Here is a 19,229-nt window from a genome sequence, read left to right as displayed (position 1 = left end):
CGGGGGTGCCCGGTGCGCAGGCAGGGGATACTTCCACTGTTAATGGGGTGGTCGCGGGTTCGAATCCCGTCGGAGCCTCAGGGCTTCCGTAGCTCAGTGGCAGAGCACCTTGTTCCCCAGCCGATTTGATCTCGGGCACCCCACGCTGCGTTTCCCCTCCTACGGGCAGCTCTCCTCGTACTTCACGGCTGTGAACGTGACGGGCTGTCCCTTCAGGGCCGCTCCCGGGGCCGGCGACTGGGTGCACACCTGCCAGTTGCTCTCCAGCAGAACCATGCGATCCTGCGCCGCGTCCGTCGTGGTGATCGACGTACCCGAGTCCAGAGCGCCACGGGCTGCCTTGACGGACTTCCCCACCAGGTTCGGCATCTTTCCGCCCACCACCTCAGGAGCCTCGGCGTCACCGGCGGGGCAGGTCTCCTCGAGCTTCACCGCGCCGAAGTCCAACTCGGTTCCGGTGGACACCGTCTTCCCCGCCTTGACGCTCTGGGAACAGACCTTCCAGTTCCGGTCGAGTGCCTGCAGTCTGTCGCGGCCGGCACTGTCGTGGGACGTCAGCAGGTAGAACCCCTCCGCCTGGGCCCTGTCCTGCGCCGACTGCAGGCCCATGCCGACGAAGTCCGGGACGGCCTTGGGCTCGGCCGGCCTGTCGGACTTCCGGGACGGCGGCGCGGTAGAGGCGACGGTGGAGGACTCGGGGGCGGCAGGTTCTGCGGGCTTCGGATCCGTGGTGGCAGGGTCGCAGGCGACCAGCGTCACGGCGGCAAGGCAAGCCAGGGCGGCGGTGAGTGCGCGGGTGTTCATGGTCCCCCAAGGGTGGTTCGTGGAGGCATGACCGTAGCGGTGCGTTATGCGACAGGGGGAGCAAGATGTTCCGGTAGTGACAGAGTTGTGACGGAGAGGTGGGGGAGGGGCGGCGCCCCGTCTCTCGGCGCTCGGTCCGTGCTCAGGCGGCGAGGTGTCCCCCCGCGACGAAGGCCGCGAGCACGAGATAGACAGAGTTCAGCATGACGAGCTTGTACTGGCCGAGTCGGCCGTGGGTGACCATCGCGCCGATCATCAGAAGGACCCAGCACAGGGCGGTCACCGGAACCATCGCCGGGGCGATGTCCAGTGCGGCCGGCAGGATCAGGCCCACCGCGGCGAGCAGTTCAAGGATCCCGAGAGCCTTCACGAAGCCGGCGCCGACATTTCCGGTCCACTCGCCGCCATGCTGCGCGGCCAGCTTCTCCTTGGGGACGAACGTCTTGGTGATGCCGCCGAGCAGGGCAACGGTGGCCAGCAGCCCGGCGGTTATCCACAGTGCGAGGTTCATGAGGTACTCCTGATCCGGTGGAAGAGGGGGGTCTGATCGTTCGGTTCGGGGCCGGTGGCGCGGAGCGCTAGCCCCGGGGCGCGGCGGGCAGCGGCGCGCCTGCCAGCGGGGTGGAGTCCACGTACCTGACGTCGTAGACGCGTTCGCTGAACTTCCAGCCGTCCGGGGTGCGCCGGTAGTGGTCGTGGTAGAGGGCGTAGTTCAGGTGCGAGGTGCCGTCACGCATGCGCCCGAACTCCTGGATGTACGCGCGGCCGGTCGCGGCGTCGCCGTCCAGCCGGATGACGCCCGGGTGAACGTTCTGGACGAAGAACTCCCAGAGGCCTTGCCCCCACTCGACCCCGGCACGGATCTGCTCGCGGCCGGTGAACTCCTTGTCGATGTGCGGCCACCGCATCACGCCCCGAGGTGTGAACAGCGAGGCAACGCGGTCGAAGTCACGCATCATCACCGCGTCGGTGAGCTCGGCGCGCAGTGCCTCGATCTCGACGCGATCGGCAATCGCCTGCATATCGCTCATCGGATTCCCCTGTCCTGTCGATGCGTACGGCAGGCGATGCGCAGCCCGTCCGGTGGTGGTGTACTCAGCATCGATGCAGCTCAGCGGTGGATCAATGTAAGGTTCGCGCAGAGATCCATAACATGGGAGTTATCCATGGAGCTGCGCGACATCGAGATCTTCCTGACGTTGGCCGAGGAACTGCACTTCGGCCGGACCGCCGAACGACTCCACGTGTCCCAGGCCCGCGTCAGTCAGGCCATCGGCAGACAGGAACGACGCCTCGGCGTGGCCCTGTTCGACCGCACCAGCCGGCGCGTGAGCCTGACTCCCGTCGGCCGCCGCCTCCGTGAAGACCTCCAGCAGGCCCTCGACCTCCTCCACGCGGGACTGGCACGTGCCGAAGCGTCCTCCCTGGGCGCCGGCCATACCCTGAGGCTGGGCGTCTTCGGCCATGCCGGACACGAACTACGTCCGCTCGTCGACGCGTTCCTTGCCCGTCACCCCGGCTGCGACGTCCAGTTCGGCGAAATCAACGGCAGCGACCCGTTCGGCGCCCTGCGCACCGGAGACCATGACGTGCACGTGCTGTGGCTGCCCGTTGCCGAACGGGACCTCACCGTCGGTCCCACCGTGCTCACCGGTGGCCGCGTGCTGGCCGTTTCGACCAACCATCCCCTGGCCGATCGCGGCACCGTGTCCCTGGAGGATCTCGCCGACAACCGCGTCGTCGACCTCGGCCCCGAGGCGCCCGAGTACTGGGTGTCGGGCATGGTTCCCACCCGCACACCGCTCGGCCGCCGCGTCCCCCGCGGGCCCGTCGCACGGACCTTCCACGAAATTCTCTCCCTGGTCACCGCCGGACACTGCGTCCACCCGCTCGGCGAAATCGCTGCCCGCTACAACAATCCTCCCGGCGTCGTCTTTCTGCCCGTCCACGACGCCCCCACCGTCGCATTCGCCCTGACGTGGCGCTCCGACAACGACAGCCCCGTCATCCGCGCGCTGGCCCGAACTGCCGCGGATCTCGGCCCCATCTCCCTGTGAGCAGAGGTCGCGTTCGGTCAGCGGAGCGAATCGGGGCGGGCGACGAAGCGGGCGAGGTCCTCGGCGGCGCCGCGGGGCAGGCCGGCGATCTCGGCCTCCGGCAAGGCCGCGATCACGGTGCGCAACCGCGCGCCGAGGTCCGGGAACAGGGACCAGGTCGAAGCGGGGGCTTTCACGGTGGCAAGCAGAAGGTCGCCCTCGTAGAAGCAGGCATCAAGCAGCGGTTCGTCGAGCAGCAAGCGCACTGCGAGCGGAAGGACGTACGGCAGCGCCACCTGCTGAGGGATGAGGGTGCGCAGATCCGCCGGCCCGAGTTCGCCCAGCGGAACACGGCGCAACTCGTGGACCTTGCGGACCAGATGGGTCGCGTCGGAGGCAGGAGGCCCCCATTGGGGTGGGTCGAGCTCATCGAGCGTGCGGTCGAGGTGCAGCAGATGGTCCACAGGGCTCATTGTCGCCGGAACAGGCAGGGAATCTCCCACGCAGGTCACTGCCGACCTGGGCGCATGTCCCTGACGTCTCTCGGTCGCACATCTAGCCATGTGGCCGATTCAGGTGCATCGTTGCTCACGTGATTCACCCCCTGGGAGTCCCCGGGCCGAGGTGCGATCACTCGGCCTCCGCGGGTAGCTGCGAGTCAGGCGGGGCTTGCCACCCTCCCGTCCTCCCCACGGGAGGGTTGCGGCACGTCCATTGCTTCGGATCGTTCAGCACCTCCGCGACTTCCGGCGCGAGGCTGTCTCCCCTGCCGATCCGTCCAGCACCTGCCACTCGCTGCTGACCGGCGTTCGGTTCGCCCACCCGGCTCCGGTGGCGCGCGGTCAGTCGCCCGTCACCGGGTCGCGCCGGGTGAGGCAGTAGATGCCGCCCGCGGGGTCCCGCATCACCGTCCACACAGGGCCCTTGCGGACGAACGTGGCGCCGCACCGCTCGTGCCAGGCCTGCCCCCCGTCGAGGTCCGGGCACGCGATGTCCAGATGCGCCGAGGCAGGGCGCGCCTCGTCCAGGCGCTGGAGCAGCAGGTGCACCGGCAGGTCCAGGTGCGGACGCACCACATGGAACTCCTTGTGATCACCGGGAGTTGACTCCCATCCCGTCAGGGCTGTCCAGAAGGCGACCTCCGAGTCGAACGCGGCCGGTGCGACATCGAGACAGAGCTGGTCCAGCCGGCTCTCGGGACCGCCGCGGGCGGCGAGGACCGGCGGGCGGACCTTCTGCCCGCGCCAGGGGACGACACAGAACCGCTGACCGGCGGGGGAGCGCAGCACAGTCAGCTCCGGCCTCCGTGCCTCCACCACGGCGCCGAGCCCGGTGGCCCGTGCGGTGAAGGCCGGCATGTCCTCGACCGCCAGATCCGGATGGGCCCCGCCCGCCCCATCGACGGCCTGCACCACCAGGCAGGCGTCCGCCCCATCGGCCCCGTCGGGGAGCAGCGTGGTGAACTCGCCCCGGTCGCCCGACGGCACGGACTCGTGCGTCCCCGTGACCTCGGTCCAGAATGCGCGTGCGCGGTCGGCGGCGGCTGTCGGGCGGTCGATGAGGGCGTACGTCCAGCGGATCACGTTGCTCCTTAGCGAGGTCGGGTTCCATGGCCGGTGCTGTCATAGTGCCAGGGGCCCGCCCCGCCCGGTCGTTCACCACCCGTTCACCGGTGGGAGTCCGCGCAGGGCTTTCCCCCAGGTGTGGCGGGGACCTACGCTCGGCCGCGCAACGATCAACGTGGGCGCCGGGGAACGGAGTCCGACAACGTTGTCCACACTGCGGAAGGTACGACATGCCCCCCAGACCGCCCACGGCCAGGCGCTTCGGTGCGCGAGCCGCCGCGATCGTCATCACCGGTGCGCTGGCCGCTGCCGTCATGCCGCCGGTCGCCCAGGCCGACGCGCTCGTCACCCGTCCCACCGCCTACGTGGACCCGCTGATCGGCAGCGCGAACGGCGGCAACACCTTCCCGGGCGCCACCCTCCCGTACGGCATGATCGCCTGGTCCCCGACCAGTACGACCGGCGACCAGACCAGCACCGGGGCGGCGAACGGCTACGAGTACGGGGCCACCCGTCTGCGCGGACTGAGCCTCACCCATGTCAACGGCGCCGGGTGCAATCCGGGCGCCGCAGGCGATGTGCCGATCATGCCCTTCGTCGGCGACGTCACCTCGTCGCCGTCGGCCGACACCAAGGACGCCGTGTACGCGGCGAACTTCTCGCACGACAACGAGCGTGCCGTGCCCGGCCGCTACACCCTCGGCCTGGACTCCGGCGCCTCGGCGGACCTCGCGGTGAGCAAGCGTGCGGGCGTGGCCGACTTCAGCTTCCCGGCCGGCAAGCCCGCCAACCTGCTCTTCCGGGTGTCCAACTCCCTCAACGGCAGCGAGGACGCCGAGGTCGAGATCGACACCGCGCACCGCAAGGTGACCGGTTCGGTGCTGACCGGTGCGTTCTGCGGACGGCGCGCCAACGGTGGCACCAACAACCGCAAGAGCTACTACCGGCTCTACTTCAGCGCCTCCTTCGACCGGGACTTCGCCTCCACCGGTACCTGGAAGGACGGCACCCTCGCACCCGGCGCGACCACCGCGAGCGGCGGCGAGGGGTACGCCACCGGGGCCGACCGGGCGGGACGCGGCTCCGGCGGATGGGTCGGCTTCGACACCGCCGCCGACGACGACGTCCGCATGCGGATCGGGATCTCGTACGTCAGTCAGGCCGGAGCGGAGGCCAACCTCCGCAAGGAGATGGCGCCGAAGGCAGACGTGGAGGACGTCGCCCGGGCCGGATCCGCTGCCTGGGACCGGGAGCTGAGCTCCGTACGTACGGGCGGCGGGACCGACGCGCAGCGCACCACGTTCTACACCGCGCTGTACCACTCGCTGATGCAGCCCAACCTGATCAGCGACACCGACGGCCGCTACCCGGGCATGGACGGGAAACCGCACCGTGTGACGCGCGGGCAGGGGGCGCAGTACAGCAACTTCTCCGGCTGGGACCAGTACCGCGCCCAGATCCAGCTCCTCGCGCTCCTCAAGCCGCAGATCGCGGGCGACTTCGCCCAGTCCCTGTACAACTTCGCCCAGCAGAACGGCGGGGTCTGGGACCGCTGGGTGCACGTCAACGGCGCCACGCACGTGATGACGGGCGATCCCACGGCGGCCACCCTCGCCACGTTCTACGCGATGGGCGTACGCAACTTCGACTACGAGGGCGCCTTCGAGTCCCTGGCCCGGCAGGCCACCGTGCCCCACCCCGACGGCCTCTCGGACGCAGGATGTCCCGGCCAGTGCACCGGCCAGCGGCCCAACCTCGCCCAGTACCTGGAGTCCCACTACGCACCCCAGGACGTCTGCCACTGCTGGGGCGGCGCCGCCGAGACACTGGAGGACGCGGTCGCCGACGCAGCGCTGGGCCGCTGGGCCCGGCTGCTGGGGCGCGATGCGGAGGCCGACGCCTTCGACGCGCGCGGCCGTTGGTGGCGCAACGTCTTCAACCCCGAGGCCGGCGACGGCGCCGGGACGACCGGCTACATCCAGGCACGCAACCTCGACGGCTCCTGGGTGACCCCGTTCAGCCCCGGCAGCGACCGCGGCTTCGCCCAGGGCACCAGCGCCACGTACACGTGGATGGTCCCGCAGGACGTGCAGGGGCTGGCGGACGCGATGGGCGGCCGGGACACCGCCGCGCAGAGGCTGGACTCCTTCTTCCACAAGGCGGACGGCTCCTGGTCCGTGAAGGGCGGCGACGCGCTGCGCTACGACCCGACCAATGAACCAGGCATCCACGCCCCTTGGCTCTACAACGCCCTGGGGAAGCCGTGGAAGACCCAGGAGACCGTGCGGGAGATCGTGAACACGGTGTACGGGACAGGTCCACGCGGGCTGCCGGGCAATGACGATCTCGGCACCATGTCCGCCTGGTACGTGTTCTCCGCCCTCGGCCTCTACCCGCAGACGCCGGGCAGCGCCACGATGCTCCTGGGCGCCCCGCTCTTCCCTGCCGCGGTGATCGACCGGCCGCAGGGCAAGGACATCACCATCAGTGCCCCGGCCGCCGATGCGACACATCCGTACATCGACGCCGTCGAGGTCGACGGCCGTCCGAGCGACCGGTCGTGGACCGACGCGCGACTGGTCACCCGGGGCGGTTCGCTGAACCACCGGCTCGCCGACCGGCCGAACACCGGCTGGGCCACCGGACCTGCGGGTCTGCCGCAGTAGCCGCCGCCCGGGCACACCCGGATCCCTTGCGATCGGGGTGTGCCCGGGTGGAACGGACCGGCGGGGCGGACGGTCGGGCGCTCGGAGGGCGGTCGGGGAGCAGATTTTTATATCGTTGAAAATTATGCGTGCACGACCGTTGTTAAGTGTTTGAGGCTGTGGCTCAATGTTCGACTATGTGCAGTGCCTCGCCGTTCGGGGCACTCCGGCTTCTTCGACGAGGACGACGCCTTGATACGACAACTAGCCCGCCCCCGCACGCTCTTCAGAGCGCTGGCCTGTACGGCAGCGCTGCTGCTCCCCGTCGGGGCCACCCTGGTCCCGGCCGCCGCCGCGGCGCCCGATGCCGGCACCGCCGCAGCCTCCGCGTTCACGGCCGAGCAGCCGTCCACCGAGGTCCACGGCCTCAAGGGCGAGTACTTCGCCATGTCCGCCCCGGGCGCACGGGACTTCGCCCAGCTCGGTGCCGTGGCGCTCGACCCGGAGATCAACTTCCCCGGGCTCACCGGCGCGTTCGAGTCGGCCACCGGCAGGACCGAGCACACCACCGCCCGCTGGACCGGACAGATCGAAGCCCCCGAGACCGGTGACTACACCTTCTCCGCCATCGGCGACAACGGGTTCCGGCTGTTCATCGACGACAAGCCCGTCATCGACCACTGGGTGCCGGACTGGGACAAGGAGCAGACCAGCTCCCCGGTCGCGCTGAAGGCGGGCGAGCCGCACACCTTCCGCCTGGAGATGTTCCAGGACATCGGTGGGGCCAACATGTTCCTGCGCTGGTCGAGCGCGAAGCTCGCCAAGCAGATCGTGCCCGAGTCCGCGTTCACGCCGCCCGCGGACTTCGAGGTCTACCCCGTCGCGCTGAGCGTCAACGAGGACGGCCGGAAGCTGCAGGCAACCTTCGACAACGCTGTCAGCGACATCGAGGGCGTCAAGGAGCACCTCACCGTCGAGGCCGACACGACGCCGATGCCCGTGAAGTCGGTGTCCGCGGTGAAGGGCAACCCCAAGGCGCTCATCGTCACGCTGGACGCGGCCGTGCAGAAGAACCAGCAGGTCAGGTTCGCGTACGACGGCAAGGGCGGCCTGAAGGCCGGCGACGAGACCGTCCCGGAGATCAGCCGCAGGGCGAAGAACCTCTCCACGCACCGGCTGATCACCCCGTGGGGCGAGAAGGTCGACCGCAAGAACCCGCTGCCCGAGTACCCCCGCCCGCAGCAGGTGCGCGACGACTGGAAGAACCTCAACGGACCGTGGGAGTTCGCGGGAGCCACCGCCGGTGAGCAGCCCGTCTTCGGCAAGTCGCTCGACGAGCGCATCACCGTGCCCTACCCCGTCGAGTCCCAGCTCTCCGGACTCGAGCGCCACGAAGACCACATGTTCTACCGCAAGCTCGTCACCGTGCCCAAGAGCTGGTCGGTCGGCAAGCGGAACAGCGACGACCGTCTGAAGCTGAACTTCGGCGCCGTCGACTACCAGGCGCGCGTCTGGGTCAACGGCAAGCAGGTCGCCGAGCACACCGGCGGCTACACCGCCTTCAGCGCCGACATCACCGACGCCCTCAAGGGCAGCGGCCCCCAGGAGATCGTGGTCGCGGTCACCGACACGACCGGGGCCGACCAGCCCACGGGCAAGCAGTCCGCGAACCCCAGCGGCATCTTCTACACCGCCTCCTCCGGCATCTGGCAGACCGTCTGGATGGAGCCCGTCGCGCCCGCCGCGGTCGACTCCCTGACGACCACGCCCGACATCGACAAGGGCCGGCTCGCACTGAAGGTCAACTCCGAGGACGCCTCGCAGGCCGCCCGGATCACCGCCGTCGCCCGTGACAAGAAGGGCAAGGTCGTCGGCACCGTCACCGGCCCGGCCAACAGCGAGCTGAGCCTTCCGGTCGCCAAGCAGCACCTGTGGACGCCGGACGACCCGTACCTGTACGACCTTGAGGTCACCCTCAAGGACGGCCGCTCCAAGGACACCGTCGACAGCTACTTCGGGATGCGCTCCTTCGGTGTCGCCGAGGTCGGCGGCTACCAGAAGCTGGTGCTCAACGGGAAGCCGTTCTTCTCCCTCGCCCAGCTCGACCAGGGTTTCTACCCCGACGGCCTCAACACGGCGCCCAGCGACTCCGCCCTGGTCTTCGACCTGAAGACGCAGAAGGACCTCGGCTTCAACTCCGTCCGCAAGCACATCAAGGTCGAGCCCGCCCGCTGGTACTACCACGCCGACCAGCTGGGTCTCCTGGTGTGGCAGGACTTCGTCTCCGGCAACATCACCGGTGAGAAGGGCCAGAAGGCCTTCCTCGACCAGGGTGCCGAGATGATGGAGCAGCTGCACAACTACCCGTCGATCGGTGCCTGGATCGTCTTCAACGAGGGCTGGGGCGAGTGGGACCGCACCGAGACCGGCAAGATCACCGAGAAGGTCCAGGCCGCGGACCCCTCCCGTGTCGTGAACGCCCACAGCGGTGTCAACTGCTGCAACTCCAAGGGCGACTCCGGCAAGGGCGACATCATCGACCACCACGACTACAACAACACCGACCCGGCCTTCCCGGACGACACCCGCGCCGCGATGGACGGTGAGCACGGCGGCTTCACCCTGCGGATGCCCGGACACATGTGGCCGGGTGCCCCCACCGCGATCTACAGCGGTGTCGCGGACAAGGACGCCCTGACCGCGAAGTACGTCGAGAACACCCGCACGCACTACCTGGCGGCAGCCGGCGCCGAACTCTCCGGCTCCATCTACACCCAGGTGACCGACCTCGAGAACGAGCTCAACGGGCTCTGGACGTACGACCGCCGGGAGATCAAGGTCGACCAGGCCAAGGTGCGGAAGATCAACCAGGAGGTCATCGCGGCCGGCGCCGCAGCCGGTGAGCGTGACCAGGTCAAGGGCGGCGGCAGCTGGTCCCTCGACGAGAACACGGGCACCAAGGCCGCCGACAGCGGACCGAACCACAAGGACCTCACCCTCTCCGAGGGGACGTCCTGGGCGCCCGGAGTGCAGGGCTCGGCGCTGAAGTTCAACGGCGAGGGCCAGTACGCCGAGACCAGCGGTCCGGTCGTCGACACCACCGGCGACTACACCGTGTCGGCCTGGGCCTCGCTCGACGCCCTCCCGGGCAACTACGCCACCCTCGTCAGCCAGGACGGCCGGCGCCAGGAGAACCCGTTCTACCTCCAGTACGGACAGGGTGCGTTCGCCTTCTCCACGCCGGGCGGCAACCGCGCCCGGCTGGAGATGAAGCCCGAACTCGGCCACTGGTACCACGTGGTCGGCGTACGCAGCGGTGACGAGATCAAGCTGTACGTGGACGGCAAGCTCGCCGCGACCGCGGCGGCCGGCACCGCCGATGTCAGCACCGGCGCGCTGTCCGTGGGCCGCGCCAAGTGGTCGGGTGCCGACACCGACTTCTGGAACGGCTCCGTCGACCAGGTGAAGGTCTACGACAAGGCGCTCACCGACCAGGAGGTGACCGCGCTCCACGACGGCGAACAGCCGTAGGAAAGGCCACACAGGACTGCTCCCGGCGGCGCGCGCACGAGTCCGCGCCGCCGGGAGCGCCCGTGTTGTCGATCGGTGGCCCCTGAAGGCGTGCGGTGATCGCCACCACCTGGGCAGCTCCCTGTCGTACGCGACGGCCGCACTCCGACCGTGTCACACGGGGGAGACCGCGGCTCCCGTGCTCTCCCGGGCCACCACGCGGTGCGGGACCACGATGCGGCGGGCGGGCAGCGCGTCGAGCCGGCCGAATACGCGCTCGGTCAGACACTGCACCGCGCGTTCGGCGATCTGCTCCCGGTCCGGGGCGATCGTCGTGAGGGACGGTGCGGCGAACCGGCCGTCCTCGATGTCGTCGAAGCCCATCAGCGCCAGGTCCTCGGGCACCCGGACACCCTGCTCGGCGGCTGCACGCAGTGCGCCCAGGGCGAGTTCGTCGCTGAAGCAGAAGACGGCGTCGACGGAACCGGGCACCTTCAGCAGTTCACGAAGAGCCCGTGCTCCTTCCGCCCGGTGCAGATCGGCCACCTCCACCTCGGCCACCGGACTCAGACCGGCCTCCCGCAGCCCTTGCCGGAAACCCTCGGCGCGCAGTTCGGCCGTACCGTGGCCCAGCCCGGACTGCAGGCCGATCGCCGCGATGCGCCGACGGCCCCGCGAGGCCAGATGGCGAGCGGCATCCCGCGCTGCCTCCACGTTGTCCAGGGCAACATGGTCGATGGGCCCGTCCGGCTCCAGCTCACCCAGGACGACGAGAGGCAGATCACCCGCGAGCGAGGCCAGTTCGGACGGGGACGTCGACCACGGGCTGATGATCATCCCGTCGACCTGGTGTCCCTCCGAGCCGTCGAGAAGGCGCCGCTCCAGATCCGCCCGCCCTCCGGTCCTCTCCAGGAGCACCGTCCATCCGCGCTCCCGCGCCGCGTCGATGAGGAGACCGGCCAGTGCGCCGAAGTAGGGGGAGTGGATCTCCGGTACGACCACCCCGATGAGTCCGGTGCGCCCCTGCCGGAGGTTGCGGGCGGCGAGGTTGGGGCGGTAGCCCAGTTCCTCGACCGCCGCCATGACCCGGGCGCGCGTCCCTGGCGCGACGGCCGCGGCGTTGCTCACGACGTTGGAGACGGTCCGGACGGACACGCCGGCGAGCGCGGCGACGTCCTTGAGTCTCGCTGCCAAGGTCGGTGAGCTCCTGTTCCTCCGTACGGGGCGGCCGGTGGCCGCGCCCTCTGCGCTGAGCACGGTAACAGTCCCCGTTCCGGACGGTGCGTTCTCTCTATTGCCTCGTTGCTTGCAACGTTGCAATATGAGTGTCGACAGACAGGGACGAGAGGAACGCACCCTTCCGGTCCGTGTCTTGTCCCCGCCGCCCACCGACGAAAGGACCGCTGCCATGACCGAGGCCGCGACCGCCGCCGCCCTCGCCCCGCACCTCGACACAGCTGTTCAGGACCTGTACACCGCAGGCATCACCGCGTGCCGGGGCGCCTTTGCCCCGCAGTGGGCCGACGCGATGCGCGAGGACATCGACGAGGCCTTCGCCGAGGCGCGTGGCCGGGAAGGCGGAGCGGTCGGACGGGGGCCCCACCGCTTCTACGTGGAGATCCACCCCGAGCAGCTTCGGGGCTTCGTGGACCTGGTCGACCATCCGTGGGTGCGTGCGGTGTCCGAGGCCGTACTGGGGCCCGACTACCGCATCGTCGAGCTGGGCTTCGACGTCCCGCTGGCCGGAGCGGTGAACCAGCCCTGGCACCGGGACTTCCCCATGCCGGACGCCACCCGGCATCGGCGCCGGCTGACCTCGCTCGCGTTCAACCTCACCGCCGTCGACACGCGCGACGACATGGGCCCGTTCGAGATTGCGCCCGGCACCCAGTGGGACGACGACCCCCGCTTCGCCCACGGGATGTTCCCGCCCCGCGACGCCTACCCGCGCTATACCGCCCTCGCCGAGCGCAAGTACCCGAGGCGCGGAGACATCTCGGCCCGCTCCGCCCTGACGATTCACCGGGGCACCGCCAACCACTCGTCCGACGCCAGGCCGGTCCTGGTGCTGGGCGTCGACGCCCCCGGCGCGGGCAACGACGCCCAGCACGACATGGCGGTGACCCGTGCGTACTGGGCCTCCCTGCCCGGGCGGGTACGGGCCCATCTGCACTGCCCGGTGGTGGAGGAACTGACTCCCATCGTCCAGAAGCACACCATCGAAGGCCTGGTCATGGGTGACGCGTGATGCCCCGAGCCCGGCGGCGTCCGGAGAAGGCCGGCCGCCGGGCCCAGAGGCTCACCTCAAGGTGCCCAGGGGCCGTCCACCGCCCAGGTCGTGTCCTCGGTGAAGGTGGCCGCGTTGTCCCACGCGTGACCGCCACCGGGAGTGGCCAGCCACACCTCGGAGCCGATGTGGCGCATGTAGCTGCCGGGCAGATTGACGCTCGACAGCCGTACCCCGCCCTGACCCGCGACCGCGCACCAGGTGGCATCGGCCTTGAAGAGTTCCGATCCGTCGCTCGCGTCGCGGCGGACCCGGAAGTCCCGGTGACGCAGGTACTCACCGGGATAGTTGCGGGACTCGAACGAATAGCAGTTGCCGTTCGCCAGGCCCGTGACGACCTTCCAGGTGGCGTCGCTCTTCAGCAGCGCGCTGCTGCCGCTCTCGACGACCGCCGTGTAGGCGAGTGCCTCGGAGTGGCGCAGGTACTTGGTCGTGTGCCCCGGAGTGGTGACCCGGAGCGACCTGTACTGACCTGTGGGCAGGGTGACCGGCGGGGCGGGGCTCTTCGACGCCTGGATGAGGGCCTGGTTGGCGGCCTTCACCCGGGCGGTGTCCACCTTGACCACTTGGCGGTCGTAGGTGAGCAGCCCGTTCGCCTCGTTCTCGACGTCCGTGATCTCCGTGTAGACCGAGGCGGAGAGACCGGCCGGCAACTGACCGATCCTGATGGCGTCCAGGAGCCCGACGAATCGGTTGTTCAGCGCGGCGACGCTCGCCTGGTCCTCGTAACTGAAGCCACCGCCCGGATACCACTCGTGGCCCGGGACCTTGTATCCCAGACCGCCGAACTCGCCGAGGACGGCGGCCCGGGTCGCGGTGGGCGCGGTGTTGCCGGGGCCGACGTAGATGTGGTTGTCGACCACGTCGCCGTTGCCGCCGTCGACGGAACCGCAGCAGTTGACCCCGCTCATGTTGTTGACCAGCCGGGACGGGTCGTACGCCTTCACCTCATTGGCGATCCTGGCCTGGTCGTACTGTCCCCAGCCCTCGTTCTGGTTGACCCACATGACGACGGAGGGCGAGCTGCGGTGCTGGTCGATGATCGCGTGGTACTCGGCCTCCCACTGGGTACGGGCGGCGCCGTCGGGTGTCTTGCCGGTGTCCATCGCGGGCATGTCCTGCCAGACGAGGAGCCCCAGCTTGTCGGCCCAGTAGAACCAGCGCTGCGGTTCGACCTTGATGTGCTTGCGGACCATGTTGAACCCGAGGTCCTTGTGCGCCTGCAGATCCGACCTCAGGGCGGCGTCGGTCGGCGCCGTGTAGATACCGTCGGGCCAGTAGCCCTGGTCGAGCGTGCCGCTCTGGAAGACGAACTTCCCGTTGAGGACCGGCCGCAGGATGTTGTCGACCTTCGCGACCGCGATCGACCTCATGCCCGCATAGCTGCCCACCGTGTCCACCACGGCTGTTCCGTCGAGCAGTTCGGCACGCACGTCGTACAGATACGGGTCGTCCGGGCTCCACAGCCTCGGGTTCGGCACCGGCACGGAGATCTCCGAGCCCGGTGTTCCGGTCGCGCTGCCCACCACGGTGCCCCCGCTGGAGACCGTGACCCGCGCGCCGCGCCCGCCCGCGGAAGCCGCCTGGACCTTCACCCGCAGGGTGCTGCTGCCGAGGTTCGGCGTCATGTCCAGCCGGGTGATGTGCGAGGTGGCGACGGGCTCCAGCCAGACCGTCTGCCAGATGCCGGAGGCGGCGGTGTAGAAGATGCCGCCGCCCGGGTGCGGGTTCACGTCGTTGATCCGCTGCTTGCCGACGGCCTGGCCGCCGGTCTGCGTCGGGTCGTACACGGAGACCACGACGGTGTTCGAACCGCCGTTGAGCTGCGGCGTGATGTCGTACGCGAACGAGTCGTACCCGCCCTTGTGCGCTCCCACCCGGGTGCCGTTGACCCAGACGGTGGTCTCCCAGTCGGATGCGCCGAAGTTGAGCTCGACGCGGCGGCCGTTCCAGTTGGACGGGACCGTGAAGCTGCGCTTGTACCAGAGCTTGTCGTTCTCGGTGATCCTGCGCTTGATGCCCGAGAGCGCGGACTCCGCGACGAACGGGACCCGGATCTGATCGGGGAACGCCGCGGGCTGCCCCGCATCCCGGCCGGTCACGGCGAAGTCCCAGATGCCGTTGAGGTTGGCCCAGTCCGGGCGGGTGAGCTGGGGGCGCGGGTACTCGGGGAGCGGGTTGTCCACGGGCACCTGGTCGGTCCAGGGCGTGGTCATGGGGGAGGGCTTCGGTGTCCACGCCGCGGCAGCGGCACCGGAGGGAGCCGCGCCGACGCCCACCAGTGCGGTGGCGACAAGGGCCGGCAGCCCGATTGCGGAGGCTAATCTGCGCCACCAGGGCCCGCGGCCCGGGACTCGTACGGAGTTCATCGGTCTGATCTCCTTCACAGGGGGAAACTCCCCCGCACCGGACCGGTGCGGGGGAGCGGTGCGTCAGCTGCGTCCGACATGCCTGTCAGAGCAGCTGCCAGAGGTGGTCGTCGGTGCCGTTGTCGGCGAACTGGACGACGTGGGCGCTGTCGGCGGTGGACATGGTGTCGACGCCGAGGACCTTGCCGGAGTGGCGGTTGAGGACGCGGTACCAGCCGTCGCCGTTGGGCACGAGCCGCCAGAGGTGGTCGTCGGTGCCCGTATCGCCGAACTGGACGACATGGGCGCTGTCGGCCGTGGACATGCCGTCCACGCCCAGGACCTTGCCCGAGTGCAGATTGCCGATCCGGTACCAGCGGTCGGCGAGCCACGGCGTCCCCTGGGGATCCGCGGTGGGGAAGGAGGTGATGCGGAGCCGGGCGGCACCCATCGGGACGAGGGTGACCTCCTCCACCGGCTCGGCGCTCCGTGCCGGGCTGTCCTGCAGGGGCGCCACCACGTGTTCGCCGTCCGCGGTCCACTCCGGGATCCTGCGCGCCCGGGCGGTCATGGTCAGCGGGGTGCCTTCGAGCGTGAACGGGTTGTCCCCTGGAGCGCGCAGTGTGTGGTGGCGCAGGGAGGAGGACGGGCTGTTGCCGTCCAGGACGAGCCCGTAGTTCCAGGCACTCGTGGCGTGGACCTCGTACTCCGGGAACTGCTCGGTCCCACCGGTGCGCCGGTAGTCCTCGCCGATACGGAGCGAGTAGGTGAGCGGACCGCGGTCGACGCTCACCGAGCCGTGGTTGTCCGCCCAGGTGCGCACGCCGGTGCGCTGCGGGAAGCGCAGGGTGACCTTGTCGCCGTCGGCCCAGGTGCGGTCGATACGGGTGAAGGCGGGGCCCGCCGGCGCCGCTACGCTGCGCCCGTTGACCTTGATGTCGGGCTCGGTGCACCAGGCGGGAACGCGGAGCACCAGGGGGAAGCGCAGACTCTTCGGTGAGCTCAGGGAGAGCGAGACGGTGTCCGTGAACGGGTAGCCGGTCTCCTCGGTGAAGGTGACCTCCGTACCGTCCGCGACCTTGGCGGTGACCTCGCAGGCCGCGTACATGGCCGCGGCCAGCCCGCCGTCCGGAGTGGCGAGCCAGAGCTCCTCGACGAAGTACGGCCAGCCCATCCCGTAGTTGTGCGGGCAGCAGCGGTACTGGTCGACGCCCGGCAGGTACGCCTGCATCGCGAAGCCGTTCTGGAACTGCCGGCCGCTCTTGGGGACGTTGTCCAGATCGACACTGTTGGCACTGGTGACGTAGTGGACCGCCTTGCCCGAGGGGTCCAGTGAGGCGGGCAGCGAATTGAAGGCGAGCTCCTCGCAGCGGTCCGCCCACAGCGGGTCGCCGGTGATCCGGGTGAGGAGCTGGTGGCTCGCCATGAACTCGACGATTCCGCAGGTCTCGAATCCCTGCCGGGGGTCTCCGTGCCCGGGACGGGCGTTCTCGTCCCCGGCGAAGCCGCCGCCCGGGAACTGCCCGTACTGGTCCATGGCCTTGCCGTAGGTCCCGTACGTGTCCTGGGTGTCCTGCGGGGAGCCGCTGCGCAGGGCGTACTGGGCGGGTTCCCGGAACCCCTGCGCGATGTTGACGTTGTGCAGGTTGACCAGGCTGTCGCCCCAGTCGGCACCGTACCGGTGGATCTTGTCGGCGAGGTCGAGCAGGAAGGTGTCGCCGGTGCGGTTGAAGAGCCAGAAGACGCTGTCGAGGCCGTCGCCCCAGCGCAGCGCTATCCAGCTGGTGTTGAAAGCGCCGGGCCCCTGGGCGTTCATGTAGCGGAAGAACCTGCTGAGGAACGGGATGATCCGGTTGTCGTCGCTGTACTCCTGCCAGGAGCGCAGGGCCTGGATCAGAGGCAGGAAGGGCCAGAAGTCCGGACCCCCGTTGAGCGAGGTCCGCAGGGACTTCGGGCCGAAGAAACCGTCGGACTGCTGGGTGGTGAGGATCGCGTCGATCCAGCGGCGGGTGGCCGCGAGCGCCGTCGCGTCACCGGTCACGATCGCCAGGTCGGCGTATCCGCGCAGCCAGTACGGGACCTCCTCCCAGCCTCCCCGGTCGGGGCGGACCCAGCCGGACGCGTCGAAGTCGAGGAAGTGCGAGAACTCCTCGTAGCGGCCGCAGAGCCCGTCCAGCTGGAGCCGGAGCTGGCCGGCGAGCCAGCCGCGTGCGGTGACCCGGCCGGGCGGCAACTTCAGGAACGCCGTCGGATGCAGCGGAGCGGCGTTGGGGGAGTAGTGGCCGCCGCGCGCGGCCGGTGCCTTGCCACCGGCGGCGGTCGCGGTGGTGGCCCAGCGGCCGCCTGCGGTCGTCGCTGCAGCTGTGACCAGGGCGCCGGCCATGAGTTGTCTGCGGTTCAGGGGCATCGGTGGGGCTCCGCTTCTGCTCTGCAGGACAGGGAGGGGATGCGACCGGCCCGGACCGCGCCGGCGCATGGCGAAGTCGGCTGCCGCGAACGGGGGTGCCGACGCGCCAACTCACTTGCAACGTTGGAAAATTGATGTCGGCGGTATGACAGCACGCCGTCAAGCCGGTGTCCATAGGTGGCGCAACAGCTGATGCCGTCCCGCCCCGCCGGCCGCGCGCCGGAGACCGCGACCCGGGGCGACACATTTTGGAAACGCATCGACAACTCTCTTGCCGCCTGCGCCACCCCGCCTATATAACGTTGTAAACCGGAGCCGCCGAGAGGCCGCACAGGCTCTCACGACCACAGTTTGCGCAGCTGGAGCCCCCTTCAGACGCAGGTCGTGAGGAAAGCGGCACCCTCTGCCGCCGAGCGGCCGATCCACCGTCCCGCCATGCCCGACCGCACGCCGAACGGCGTGCCGTCATCCCGCCAAGGAGCGTCCCGCGCATGATGACCCAGCGTCGATCCCGTACCCTCGCCGCGGCCTGCCTGCTCGCCGCCACCGCCACGCTGGCCGTTTCCGGCTGCTCGAAGTCGGAGACCTCGGACAACGCGGGCGGTGACAGCAGCCAGGGAGCCCAGGCGGCCAAGACCCCCGAGGCCAGTTCCGGTGCCGGCTGCTCGCTGAAGACCTACGGCGCGCCCGAACTGGACCTGAAGAACGCCGTGGTCGGCTTCTCCCAGTCGGAGAAGGAGGCCAACCCCTTCCGTATCGCCGAGACCCAGTCCATCAAGGACGAGGCCGCGAAGATCGGTGTCAAGAAGCTGCTCGTCACCAACGCGCAGTCCCAGCTCTCCAAGCAGATCAGCGACATCCAGGACATGCTCTCCCAGGGCGCCCAGTTCCTGATCGTCGCCCCGCTCAACTCCGACGGTCTCGAGCCGGCGCTCAAGGCCGCCGCGGCGAAGAAGGTCCCGGTCCTCACCATCGACCGCAAGGTCAACTCCACGGCCTGCAAGGACTACGTGGCCTTCCTCGGCTCCGACTTCGTCGAGCAGGGCAAGCGCGCCGCCGACGCGATGATCAAGGCCACCGGCGGCAAGGCCAAGGTCGCCATCCTCCTCGGCGCCTCCGGCAACAACGTGACCACCGACCGCACCAAGGGCTTCGTCGACCAGATCAAGGCCAAGGCGCCCGGCATCGAGATCGTCGCCCAGCAGACCGGCGAGTTCGCCCGTGACAAGGGCCAGCAGGTCATGGAGCAGCTCATCCAGTCCAAGCCCGACATCACCGCCGTCTACGCGGAGAACGACGAGATGGGCCTCGGCGCCGTCACGGCGCTGAAGGCCGCCGGCAAGAAGCCCGGCAAGGACGTCAAGATCGTCTCCGTCGACGGCACGCGCAACGCCGTGCAGGCCCTGGTCAACGGCGAGTACAACGCCGTCATCGAGTCCAACCCCCGCTTCGGCCCGCTGGCCTTCGCGACCGCCCAGAAGTTCTACGGCGGCGAGGAGATCCCCGAGAACGTCATCATCAGCGACCGCGAGTACGACGACACGAACGCCAAGGAATCGCTCGGCGGAGCGTACTGACCGCTCAGGTCCCGACGGCCCCGCCGCCGTGGCCCTCTGACGAGGGCCAC

The 19,229-nt window shown here is 69.6% G+C and carries 13 protein-coding genes and 1 tRNA gene; 6 read left to right on the top strand and 8 right to left on the bottom strand.

What is annotated here, in order from left to right; translation table 11 throughout:
• Positions 1 to 19: 19 nt before the first annotated feature.
• Positions 20 to 78, top strand: a tRNA-Ser gene (locus tag ACFQ6X_RS31900).
• An 81-nt stretch (positions 79 to 159) separates the two neighbouring features.
• Here ACFQ6X_RS31900 and ACFQ6X_RS31895 read toward each other — a convergent pair.
• The 3 genes from ACFQ6X_RS31895 to ACFQ6X_RS31885 all read right to left on the bottom strand — a co-directional run bounded on the left by ACFQ6X_RS31895 (position 160) and on the right by ACFQ6X_RS31885 (position 1,835).
• Entirely contained in the window at positions 160 to 804 is a 645-nt protein-coding gene (locus ACFQ6X_RS31895; RefSeq protein WP_383186644.1) for a PASTA domain-containing protein, read from the bottom strand.
• 142 nt (positions 805 to 946) lie between these two features.
• The gene (locus tag ACFQ6X_RS31890) at positions 947 to 1,315 is read right to left on the bottom strand and encodes a DoxX family protein (protein ID WP_383186643.1); all 369 of its coding nucleotides are present in this window, start codon (positions 1,313 to 1,315) and stop codon (positions 947 to 949) included.
• Positions 1,316 to 1,382: 67 nt separating this feature from the next.
• Positions 1,383 to 1,835, bottom strand: a complete 453-nt coding sequence (locus tag ACFQ6X_RS31885; protein WP_383186641.1) for a nuclear transport factor 2 family protein — start codon at positions 1,833 to 1,835, stop codon at positions 1,383 to 1,385.
• A gap of 135 nt (positions 1,836 to 1,970) precedes the next feature.
• Between ACFQ6X_RS31885 and ACFQ6X_RS31880 the strand changes: the two genes are divergently transcribed.
• A complete protein-coding gene (locus ACFQ6X_RS31880; RefSeq protein ID WP_383186639.1) occupies positions 1,971 to 2,861 on the top strand; it encodes a LysR family transcriptional regulator in 891 nt (296 codons plus the stop codon).
• Positions 2,862 to 2,878: 17 nt separating this feature from the next.
• Here ACFQ6X_RS31880 and ACFQ6X_RS31875 read toward each other — a convergent pair whose 3' ends face one another.
• Complete coding sequence (locus ACFQ6X_RS31875; RefSeq protein ID WP_383186637.1) at positions 2,879 to 3,313, bottom strand: contact-dependent growth inhibition system immunity protein; 435 nt, start codon at positions 3,311 to 3,313, stop codon at positions 2,879 to 2,881.
• Between the two features lie 369 nt (positions 3,314 to 3,682).
• The gene (locus ACFQ6X_RS31870) at positions 3,683 to 4,423 is read right to left on the bottom strand and encodes a VOC family protein (RefSeq protein WP_383186635.1); all 741 of its coding nucleotides are present in this window, start codon (positions 4,421 to 4,423) and stop codon (positions 3,683 to 3,685) included.
• A gap of 212 nt (positions 4,424 to 4,635) precedes the next feature.
• Between ACFQ6X_RS31870 and ACFQ6X_RS31865 the strand changes: the two genes are divergently transcribed.
• Positions 4,636 to 7,071 carry a GH92 family glycosyl hydrolase gene (locus ACFQ6X_RS31865; RefSeq protein WP_383186633.1) on the top strand — a complete coding sequence of 812 codons (2,436 nt, stop codon included), beginning with the start codon at positions 4,636 to 4,638 and terminating at the stop codon, positions 7,069 to 7,071.
• Positions 7,072 to 7,254: 183 nt separating this feature from the next.
• Positions 7,255 to 10,581, top strand: a complete 3,327-nt coding sequence (locus ACFQ6X_RS31860) for a LamG-like jellyroll fold domain-containing protein (RefSeq protein ID WP_383186631.1) — start codon at positions 7,255 to 7,257, stop codon at positions 10,579 to 10,581.
• A gap of 153 nt (positions 10,582 to 10,734) precedes the next feature.
• On the opposite strand, the gene ACFQ6X_RS31855 is transcribed toward ACFQ6X_RS31860, so the two are convergent.
• Positions 10,735 to 11,754: a LacI family DNA-binding transcriptional regulator gene (locus ACFQ6X_RS31855; protein WP_383186629.1), complete on the bottom strand. Its 1,020-nt coding sequence runs from the start codon at positions 11,752 to 11,754 to the stop codon at positions 10,735 to 10,737.
• Between the two features lie 214 nt (positions 11,755 to 11,968).
• On the opposite strand from ACFQ6X_RS31855, the gene ACFQ6X_RS31850 reads away from it, so the two are divergent.
• Positions 11,969 to 12,808, top strand: coding sequence for a phytanoyl-CoA dioxygenase family protein (locus ACFQ6X_RS31850; RefSeq protein WP_383186627.1), 840 nt, complete (start codon positions 11,969 to 11,971; stop codon positions 12,806 to 12,808).
• A gap of 56 nt (positions 12,809 to 12,864) precedes the next feature.
• Here the strand turns inward: ACFQ6X_RS31850 and ACFQ6X_RS31845 are convergent, their stop codons facing one another.
• Positions 12,865 to 15,216, bottom strand: coding sequence for an AbfB domain-containing protein (locus tag ACFQ6X_RS31845; RefSeq protein ID WP_383186625.1), 2,352 nt, complete (start codon positions 15,214 to 15,216; stop codon positions 12,865 to 12,867).
• An 85-nt stretch (positions 15,217 to 15,301) separates the two neighbouring features.
• A complete protein-coding gene (locus ACFQ6X_RS31840; RefSeq protein ID WP_383186623.1) occupies positions 15,302 to 17,602 on the bottom strand; it encodes a beta-L-arabinofuranosidase domain-containing protein in 2,301 nt (766 codons plus the stop codon).
• A 491-nt stretch (positions 17,603 to 18,093) separates the two neighbouring features.
• Here ACFQ6X_RS31840 and ACFQ6X_RS31835 point away from each other — a divergent pair, with 491 nt between their 5' ends.
• Complete coding sequence (locus ACFQ6X_RS31835; protein ID WP_329214163.1) at positions 18,094 to 19,179, top strand: ABC transporter substrate-binding protein; 1,086 nt, start codon at positions 18,094 to 18,096, stop codon at positions 19,177 to 19,179.
• The last annotated feature ends 50 nt before the right edge of the window (positions 19,180 to 19,229 follow it).

The organism is Streptomyces sp. NPDC056452 (assembly GCF_042796085.1).
Classification (GTDB): domain Bacteria; phylum Actinomycetota; class Actinomycetes; order Streptomycetales; family Streptomycetaceae; genus Streptomyces.
The sequence above is the reverse complement of the archived record's forward strand: the minus strand, read 5'-3'. Positions and strand labels throughout refer to the sequence as shown.

Excerpts from the sequence above, each read along its gene's own strand:
- ACFQ6X_RS31895 (WP_383186644.1), bottom strand. The coding sequence starts at position 804 with ATGAACACCCGCGCACTCACCGCCGCCCTGGCTTGCCTTGCCGCCGTG.
- ACFQ6X_RS31890 (WP_383186643.1), bottom strand. The coding sequence starts at position 1,315 with ATGAACCTCGCACTGTGGATAACCGCCGGGCTGCTGGCCACCGTTGCC.
- ACFQ6X_RS31885 (WP_383186641.1), bottom strand. The coding sequence starts at position 1,835 with ATGAGCGATATGCAGGCGATTGCCGATCGCGTCGAGATCGAGGCACTG.
- ACFQ6X_RS31880 (WP_383186639.1), top strand. The coding sequence starts at position 1,971 with ATGGAGCTGCGCGACATCGAGATCTTCCTGACGTTGGCCGAGGAACTG.
- ACFQ6X_RS31875 (WP_383186637.1), bottom strand. The coding sequence starts at position 3,313 with ATGAGCCCTGTGGACCATCTGCTGCACCTCGACCGCACGCTCGATGAG.
- ACFQ6X_RS31865 (WP_383186633.1), top strand. The coding sequence starts at position 4,636 with ATGCCCCCCAGACCGCCCACGGCCAGGCGCTTCGGTGCGCGAGCCGCC.
- ACFQ6X_RS31850 (WP_383186627.1), top strand. The coding sequence starts at position 11,969 with ATGACCGAGGCCGCGACCGCCGCCGCCCTCGCCCCGCACCTCGACACA.
- ACFQ6X_RS31845 (WP_383186625.1), bottom strand. The coding sequence starts at position 15,216 with ATGAACTCCGTACGAGTCCCGGGCCGCGGGCCCTGGTGGCGCAGATTA.
- ACFQ6X_RS31840 (WP_383186623.1), bottom strand. The coding sequence starts at position 17,602 with ATGCCCCTGAACCGCAGACAACTCATGGCCGGCGCCCTGGTCACAGCT.
- ACFQ6X_RS31835 (WP_329214163.1), top strand. The coding sequence starts at position 18,094 with ATGATGACCCAGCGTCGATCCCGTACCCTCGCCGCGGCCTGCCTGCTC.